1 protein-coding gene is annotated in these 1143 nt (G+C 65.8%); it reads left to right on the top strand.

The features are described from left to right. Positions 1 to 1143, top strand: a 1143-nt coding sequence (locus AVR91_RS41855; RefSeq protein ID WP_455577847.1) for a preprotein translocase subunit SecA, incomplete at both ends; no start/stop codon positions are given.

Raw genomic sequence — 1143 nt, forward strand, 5'->3', positions numbered from 1 at the left:
ACGGTGAACGACTACCTCGCCAAACGTGACGCCGAGTGGATGGGCCGCATCCACCGCTTCCTCGGCCTCGAGGTCGGGGTCATCCTGGCCGACCAGACGCCCGAGGTCCGCCGCCAGCAGTACGCCGCCGACATCACGCACGGCACGAACAACGAGTTCGGCTTCGACTACCTCCGCGACAACATGGCGTGGAGCCTCGAAGACTGCGTGCAGCGCGGCCACAACTTCGCCATCGTCGACGAGGTGGACTCCATCCTCATCGACGAGGCCCGCACGCCGCTGATCATCTCGGGCCCGGCCGACCAGTCCTCGCGCTGGTACATCGAGTTCGCGCGGATGACCCCGCTGATGAAGCCGGACATCCACTACGAGGTCGACATCCGCAAGCGCACCGTCGGTGTCACCGAGAAGGGTGTCGCGTTCGTCGAGGACCAACTCGGCATCGACAACCTCTACGAGGCCGCGAACACGCCGCTGGTCGGCTACCTGAACAACGCGCTGAAGGTCAAGGAGCTCTACAAGCGCGACAAGGACTACATCGTCCGTGACGGCGAAGTCCTCATCGTCGACGAGTTCACCGGCCGCATCCTGCACGGCCGCCGCTACAACGAGGGCATGCACCAGGCGATCGAGGCCAAGGAAGGCGTCGAGATCAAGGCCGAGAACCAGACGCTCGCCACGATCACGCTGCAGAACTACTTCCGGCTCTACGACAAGCTGTCGGGTATGACCGGTACCGCCGAGACCGAGGCGGCCGAGTTCCACCAGACCTACAAGCTGGGTGTGGTGCCGATCCCGACGAACAAGCCGATGGTCCGCGCCGACCAGGCCGACCTGATCTACAAGACCGAGCAGGCCAAGTTCGAGGCCGTCGCCGAGGACATCGCCGAGCGGCACGAGAAGGGCCAGCCGGTGCTGGTCGGCACCACGAGTGTCGAGAAGTCCGAGCACCTGTCGAAGCTGCTGCTCAAGCTGGGTGTCCCGCACGAGGTCCTCAACGCCAAGCACCACGACCGGGAGGCCCTGATCGTCGCCCGCGCCGGACGCAAGGGCGCGGTCACGGTCGCCACCAACATGGCCGGCCGCGGTACCGACATCGTGCTCGGCGGCAACCCGGACATCATCGCCGACGAGGTGCTGCGC

It is taken from the genome of Amycolatopsis keratiniphila subsp. keratiniphila (genome assembly GCF_001620365.2).
In the GTDB taxonomy this organism is placed as follows: domain Bacteria; phylum Actinomycetota; class Actinomycetes; order Mycobacteriales; family Pseudonocardiaceae; genus Amycolatopsis; species Amycolatopsis keratiniphila.